5 protein-coding genes are annotated in these 7,473 nt (G+C 47.1%); all 5 read right to left on the bottom strand.

The window, feature by feature from the left end:
- Window positions 1-20: 20 nt before the first annotated feature.
- A complete protein-coding gene (locus HMPREF9446_RS10360) occupies window positions 21-1,553 on the bottom strand; it encodes a carbon-nitrogen hydrolase family protein (RefSeq protein ID WP_009125592.1) in 1,533 nt (510 codons plus the stop codon).
- 201 nt (window positions 1,554-1,754) lie between these two features.
- On the bottom strand, window positions 1,755-3,242 hold the full coding sequence (xylE, locus tag HMPREF9446_RS10365) for a D-xylose transporter XylE (protein ID WP_009125593.1): 1,488 nt from the start codon (window positions 3,240-3,242) through the stop codon (window positions 1,755-1,757).
- A gap of 121 nt (window positions 3,243-3,363) precedes the next feature.
- Window positions 3,364-4,680 (bottom strand): xylose isomerase, encoded by a 1,317-nt coding sequence (gene xylA / locus HMPREF9446_RS10370; protein WP_009125594.1) that lies wholly within the window; start codon window positions 4,678-4,680, stop codon window positions 3,364-3,366.
- 101 nt (window positions 4,681-4,781) lie between these two features.
- Entirely contained in the window at window positions 4,782-6,254 is a 1,473-nt protein-coding gene (locus HMPREF9446_RS10375) for a xylulokinase (RefSeq protein WP_009125595.1), read from the bottom strand.
- A gap of 123 nt (window positions 6,255-6,377) precedes the next feature.
- Entirely contained in the window at window positions 6,378-7,109 is a 732-nt protein-coding gene (locus tag HMPREF9446_RS10380; protein WP_009125596.1) for an NUDIX hydrolase, read from the bottom strand.
- Between the last annotated feature and the right edge of the window lie 364 nt (window positions 7,110-7,473).

Consider the following 7,473-nt stretch of genomic DNA (forward strand, 5'->3'; position numbering starts at 1 on the left):
GGTTACTATCCGAAATAAGATTATTTTTTCATTTTCACCTCATATAAATCGCTTCTCCGGTCTTTCAGGTTGCGCACACTGCCATAGGTATGCAGTTCATTCAGCAAATCCAGATCGACATCCGATACAAGAATCATTTCGGTATTCGGAGTAGCTTCCGCACGCTTACCGTCCGTGGGGAAAGCAAAATCGCAGGGAGTGAATACACCGGACTGGGCATACTGGATGTCCATATTGTGTACACGGGGAAGATTGCCTACACTGCCGGCTATCACTACGAAACACTCGTTTTCGATGGCGCGGGCATGGGCACACACCTTTACGCGGCTGTAAGCATTCTGCGTATCGGTAAGAAAAGGCACAAAGAGTATCTGCATGCCTTGGTCTGCCATGATACGGCTCAGTTCAGGGAACTCTACATCGTAGCATATCAGTACGCCTATCTTGGCACAGTCCGTATCGAAAGTCTGGATGGACTTGCCGCCGCTCAGTCCCCAGGACTTTATTTCATCGGGAGTGACGTGTATCTTCTCATACATTTCATAGCTCCCGTCGCGTCGGCAAAGGAATCCTACATTGTATAGCAGTCCATCGTCCTTGATAAGCGGCATGCTGCCCGTAATGATGTTGATGTTGTAACTGATGGCAAGTTTGACGAAACGTTCCCTGATTTCTTCGGTATAGGTTGCCAGTCCGCGGATGGCCTGTGACTCTCCCTCATTGTTGAATTTCGCCATCAACGGTGCGTTGAAGTATTCGGGAAAAAGGATAAAATCACTCTTGTAGTCACTCACGGCATCCACAAAGAACTCCACTTGTTCAAAGAGGTCATCCAGTGTCTTGTAGGTACGCATCTGCCATTGCACCAGACCGACGCGGACGGTGGTTTTCGGATTTACGAACTCTTGCGTGGGGGGTTGGTAATAAATATTATCCCATTGCAGCAGACAGGCATAGTGTTTGGACTCCTCATCATTCGGAAGATAATTGCGCATCACCTTGCGCACGTGGAAGTCGTTGGAGAGTTGGAAAGTCAGCACCGGGTCGAAGATTTCCTTCTGCTTCACCTTGTCTATATACTCTTTGGGACGGATTTGATCGGCATATTTATAGTAGTTCGGGATACGCCCGCCAAACATGATTGCCTTCAGGTTCAGCGTTTCGCAAAGTTCCTTACGGTATTCATACATGCGGCGCGCCAAGCGCAAGCCGCGGTATTTGGGATGGATAAATACTTCGATACCGTAAAGTATATTACCTTTCGGATTGTGGGTGTTGAAAGTCTCCTTGCCTGTCACTTGGGCATAGGTGTGGTCGTTCTTCACGTCATCATAGTTCACGATGATGGAAAGCGCACAGCCCACAATTTGCTCATCGACCACCGTCACAATCTGCCCTTCGGGAAAGATACGAATCAGTTTCTCTATTTGCTTGTGTGTCCAGAATACATCGCTTCCGTCTGAATAAACGCGTGTGAATGATTGTGCCAGTTGGTCGTAATCTTCAATCTGCAGGTTACGTATCTGCACCTTATTAATTTTCATTGAATCCATAACTATCTTGTCATTCCTAATTAAAAAACGGTACAAAGGTACAGTTTATCCTTACACGTTATCCTCCTTAGGGAGTTTTTCTTTGCGTGTCGGGCGGATGAAGGGCATGCCGGAATAACAAAAAAACAACACATATTTCTGTTCTTCTATCCGAGAAACAGAAATATGTGTCCAAGTCTGAAAGATTCTTATGAGACAGGCTTATTTCTTGTTTTTTCTGTCCTGCCACAATTTGGTCATGTCCTCCAGAGTCTTACCTTTCGTTTCGGGGACAAGCTTCCACACAAACAGGGCAGCCACCACACAGATGATGCCGTACAAGCCGTAGGCAAACATGTGCCCGAATTTATCTCCCATATCTCCCAAACTCATATTGTACATAGGCACGAAAGTGGAAGATACGATGAAGTTGAATATCCACTGGAAAGCCACGGCAATTGCCACTGCCGCACCACGAATGGTATTCGGGAAGATTTCGGCAATCAGTACCCAACAGATGGGTCCCCAGCTGAACATGAACGAAGCGCTATAAACCATGATGCTGACCACCGCCAACATGGGAGGAAGTCCTGCCACAACATTGCAGAGAGCTACTCCGAAAGCACCTATCGCCATACCGATAGAACCCGAGATGAGCAGCGGTTTACGTCCCCATTTCTCGACTGTAAAGACCGCCAGCAACGTGAACAGAATATTGATGATACCCATGATGACAGTCTGTACCATCGGGTTACCCATGCCCATCGTCTCAAAGATACGGGGAGCGAAATAAAGCACGGCATTGATGCCTACCGCCTGCTGGAACACGCTCAACATGATGCCGATGAAGATAACCATCCAGCCGTAAGTGAAAAGTTTTTCCGTCTTTTCCTCTGCCGTTGCCTTAATCTGCGCCAGAATGACCTTTGCCTGTGCCAACCCGTTGATGCGGCTCAACACTTGGAGCGCCTTCTCGTCCTTGCCGCTCATGGCAAGATAGCGCGGTGTTTCGGGCACAAACAATACGAGCAATGCAAAGAGCCCTGCCGGAACAGCTTCGCTGACAAACATCAGACGCCAGCCTATTTCCGTAGTCCATGCCGCAGCCTCTGGGTTCAGTATCTGGTTGACTCCTTCGACGGCCTTGATTACCGGATTTGAATTCTCGCCCAGAATGAGGAAGTTCACGAAGTAAACCACCAACTGGCCGAAGATAATGGCAAACTGGTTCCATGACACCAGCGTCCCGCGAATGTTGCTCGGCGCAATCTCCGCAATATACATCGGGCAAATGGCGGATGCCAAACCTACACCGATTCCTCCCAATACACGGTAGAAGTTGAATGCTACAAGCAGTGAATAGGAAGGAACACCGTAATCAAAGAAAAGGAATTCCGGATTGTAGGAGCCCAATGCCGAAAGGAAGAACAGGACACCGGCGATGAAAAGAGAATTCTTGCGCCCCAGGTTGGATGCGAATAACCCCGAAAGGGCACTGCCGATGATGCATCCGATAAGTGCGCTGGAGGAAGTGATGCCGTGAACTGTATCTGTGTAGGCAAAGTCGGAAGCCCCCATAAAGAATGCCTGGAGTCCTTTGTCGGCACCGGATATGACTGCCGTATCGTAACCGAAAAGCAACCCTCCGATTACGGCCACAAGCACAATGGAGAAGAGATAGAGTTTACTGCCTTTTTCTGTATAATTCATGATAGTCGATTTAAATAGTTGATAGATGACAGATAAAAGTGATAGATGACAGTTGACAGACGCCTGCGTGCTTATGCCGCATGGCAACTGTCAACCGTCATCTGCCAACTATATCTATTCATCAGCAATACATGTTGACGATTGCCTCATACAATTCCTGCTTGCCGCTGGTTTGTTTCGGTTCACCGTTGGCTTTAGCGTATGCCACAACGTCTTCCAGCGTCAGCTTGCCGTCTTCGAACTCCTTACCCTTGCCGCTGTCGAAGGAAGCGTAACGGTCGGCCAGCATCTTCCTGTAAGGAGATTCTTCAAGTAGTTGGGCTGCACTTTCCAATGCACGCGCCATCGCATCCATACCTGCAATGTGGGCGATAAAGATGTCTTCCAGGTCAGTAGAGTTGCGACGGGTCTTGGCGTCAAAGTTTGTACCACCGTTGCCGAAACCACCGTTACGGATAATTTGCATCATGGCCTGTGTCAGTTCGAAGTTGTCGATGGGGAACTGATCCGTATCCCAACCGTTCTGGTAGTCACCACGGTTGGCATCGATAGAGCCGAGCATGCCGTTATCCACAGCCACTGCCAGTTCGTGCTCGAAAGTGTGACCTGCCAGAGTGGCGTGGTTCACTTCGATATTCACCTTGAAGTCCTTGTCCAGATTATGGGCTTTCAAGAAACCGATAACAGTTTCTGTATCCACATCATACTGGTGTTTAGTCGGCTCCATAGGTTTCGGCTCAATCAGGAAGGTACCTTTGAAACCACGGGCACGGGCGTAGTCGCGGGCAATGGTCAACATCTGCGCGAGATGTTCTTTCTCACGTTTCTGGTCTGTGTTCAGCAGAGACATATAGCCTTCGCGGCCACCCCAGAATACATAGTTTGAACCGCCTAATTCAATGGTCGCGTCAATGGCGTTCTTGATCTGAACAGCCGCGCGTGCCACTACATCGAAATCGGGATTGGTAGCTGCGCCGTTCATGTAGCGGGCATGACCGAATACATTGGCGGTACCCCACAGCAGCTTGATGCCGGTTTCTTCCTGCTTTTGCTTTGCGTATGCAACAATAGCTTTCAAGTTGGCTTCATACTCTTCGACAGTGTCTGCTTCTTCGCAAAGGTCCACATCGTGGAAGCAGTAATATTCGATACCCATCTTTTGCATGAATTCGAAACCGGCGTCCATCTTGTTCTTTGCAGCCTGAAGCTTGTCGGCATCACCGTTCCACGGGAACTTTTTAGTACCGCCGCCAAACTGGTCGCCGCCTTCTGCGCAAAGCGTGTGCCACCATGCCATGGCAAACTTCAGCCAATCTTTCATCTTCTTGCCCATAATGACCTTTTCAGCATCATAATAGCGGAATGCCATGGGATTCTTACTCTCTTTACCTTCAAACTTAATCTTTCCTATTCCAGGAAAATACTCTTTTGTTGCCATAATGTTTTTTAGTTTTTTACCACTCCCATCCCTCTGGAAAAGGAAAGGAGGCGGTTGGGTTTATTATAGAATTTGTTTACTCTTCAGCTATGTCCTGCAAATCAGACGAATCCTTTCCAGCGTGCATATGCATCCGCATAAGCCTGGCTGTCTGCCGGATCCGGCTCTATCACTTCCAGCCTGTCAAGTGTGGCAAAGGCCTCCTTGTTATCTTTATAGATACCTGCGCCGATGCCTGCACCCTTGGCGGCTCCTACGGAACCATCCGTATCATATAGCTCTATAACTGCTCCCGTCACACCCGCCAACGTTTCGCGGAACAGGGGACTGAGGAACATATTTGCTTTTCCTGCGTGAATTTTCTGTACGGGAATACCCATGCTTTCCATGATGTCGATTCCGTATTTGAAAGAGAATACAATTCCCTCCTGGGCCGCACGGATGATGTGCTGCTTACCATGCTGGTTGAAGTTGACGCCATGAATGGAACAGCCGGTTTCCTTGTTTTCCAACATACGCTCCGCACCATTGCCGAAAGGCAGGATGCTGATGCCCGCACTGCCGATGGGGGCTTGTGCCGCCAGCAGGTTCATATCGTTGTAGGAGATGCCTTCGGGAGCGACGGTGCGTTTTATCCATGAGTTGAGGATGCCCGTGCCGTTGATGCACAGCAGAACACCCAGACGGGTTTGCCCCGCAGCGTGGTTGACGTGCGCAAAGGTGTTGACACGCGATTTCGGGTCGTAATTCACTTCACCGTTCACACCATATACCACACCGGAGGTTCCGGCGGTAGAAGCTATTTCTCCCGGATTGAATACATTCAATGACAAAGCATTGTTGGGCTGGTCACCGGCACGGTAAGTAATCGGCGTACCTTCTTTCAATCCCAGTTCTCCGGCCGCTTTGGCATTGACACGACCCTGTTCGGAGAAAGTAGGCTTGATGTCAGCGATCAAGGAGTTGTCAAAGCCGTAATAGTCCATCAGAAAATCAGCGATCCGGCTATTCTTGAAATCCCAGAACATCCCTTCGGACAAGCCCGAAACGGTTGTGCAGATTGTACCGCTTAACTTCATAGCGATATAATCGCCCGGTAACATTATTTTATATATCTTTTCGTAAATGCCAGGTTCGTTTTCTTTAATCCATGCCAGCTTGGACGCGGTGAAATTACCCGGTGAATTCAGCAGACGGGAAAGACAAGTCTCCTCCCCCAGCATTTCAAAAGCTTTCTGCCCGTAGGGAACAGCCCTTGAGTCACACCAGATAATGGCAGGACGCAGCACCTGCTGGTTTTTGTCAACGCATACCAATCCATGCATCTGGTAAGAGATGCCGATGGCTTTTATGTCTCCGGCATTCACTCCGGACTCCGCCAGCACAGCTTGCGTGGCAAGTTTTAAGTTCTCCCACCAGTTTTCGGGGTTTTGTTCCGCCCACCCCTGTCTTACCGCAATAATTTCCGCTTCTGTCTTCGGGAAAAATGCTGACGATACACACTTACCGCTTTCAGCGTTTACCAGACTCGCTTTGACAGACGAGCTACCAATGTCATAACCTAATAGAAACATATTTATGATTTGAGATTTATAATTTATGATTTATTCTGTTGAGATCTATAATTTATGATTTATTCTGCTGGGATTTATAATTCATCCCCCTTATACGGCATAAATCTTAAATCACACCCCTTTTCAGCGCCTGATTTTATTGTATATCTTCTTATCGAAGCGGTAGTAACGTGCTGCCCGGTGGGCCACTCCCTGCTGTTTCTCCTCCATGGGGACGACATATTCCATCAAAGCTATTTTCTTGTGGAAATTACGTACGTCATACTGTCTCCCATATACCAACTCGTACAATGTACGCAGTTGGGAAGCCGTAAACTTTCGCGGCAGTAAGTCAAACAAGGAAGACGGATTGATTTCAACGTACTGGCGTATGTATATCATGGCCTCTTTGATAATCAGATTATGATCGAACGCCAAAGCCTTTATATCGTGCATCGCCACCCAACACGCCTGGTAATCGTCCAGCTCACGGCTCAGCGTCCGGTCTATCTTTACCAAGGAAAGATAGGCTATAGTGACAATACGCTCTACTTTGGATTGCATGGCACGTTCCAGCCAATGTACATCTTTAGGATCTTTCGTCCGATTCTTAGAACCGAAAGCCTTGAACTGCATCAGGTTGACGTTCTTCAGTCCCGTCAATTCATTCAATACTCTTTTGGCGGCCTCATCCAGATCCTCATCCATGTAAATCAAACTTCCGGGAAGTTTCATATCGTGAAATACTTCCCCTTGCTCTTCGCCCACACGTTTAATCAGCAGAACCTTCAGTTGCTCCCCGTCAAAACCAATCACAACACAATCTACAGAGATATGATTGTTGGCCAAAGGTATTTTTTGTTCCATGTCTTGCATAATATGTCTGTTTAAGCGCTGCAAATATAAATAGGTTTTTCTAATCCGCAATAGATAAAAAGAATATTTTTATAATGTTATAAAGCATTATTTTTCAAATAAATACATATCATACTTTATACAATAACAAAATATATAGTTATCATATGAAATACAATATGTATTCCAGGAAATGTTCCACAAGTGGTAATTGTATGATGTACAATAAGAGGAAAATACTTAATTTATAATGATTTCTACAATCTTCCGGCAAGCACGGGAAACATATACATATTGTATTTTACGGAATCTAAAAACAAAGGGGATTGCACGGCTTTCATTTAAAAAGTTAACTTTATTGAGCGAATGCTCTGGGATTGTTATA

The organism is Bacteroides fluxus YIT 12057 (assembly GCF_000195635.1).
GTDB lineage: Bacteria > Bacteroidota > Bacteroidia > Bacteroidales > Bacteroidaceae > Bacteroides > Bacteroides fluxus.